The organism is Mesorhizobium sp. M2E.F.Ca.ET.209.01.1.1, assembly GCF_004010375.2.
Lineage (GTDB): Bacteria > Pseudomonadota > Alphaproteobacteria > Rhizobiales > Rhizobiaceae > Mesorhizobium.
In genome coordinates, this window is the sequence record NZ_SADP02001127.1 from 1 (window position 1) to 293 (window position 293).

The 293-nt window shown below is 59.7% G+C and carries 1 protein-coding gene; it reads right to left on the reverse strand.

Annotated elements, in window-relative coordinates; genetic code table 11:
- Positions 1-14: 14 nt before the first annotated feature.
- Positions 15-293, reverse strand: a 279-nt coding sequence (locus tag EN852_RS42050; RefSeq protein ID WP_210238338.1) for a hypothetical protein, incomplete at its 5' end; no start/stop codon positions are given.

The window sequence follows — 293 nt, forward strand, 5'->3', positions numbered from 1 at the left end:
GGCATAGATGCTCATTAACGCAGCGTGTCCAGCGCCCTCTGCGCAGCGATGAGGTCGACGACCGGATATCTGGTTTCAAACGCGTCGATCACGGATCGTAGCCGCGTCTCGGCATCATTGACGCGACCTTGTCGCGCGAGAACTGGTGCTAGTTGCGTTGTGGCGCGAAGCTCGAAGAATCTCGCTTGCTGCCGACGGGCAGTAGCAATCGCTGTTTCGAATAGGCGCGCGGCACCAGCTAAGTCACCACTGGCCGCGGAAATTTGGCCACGGAGCCGCATGCATTCTGCCAG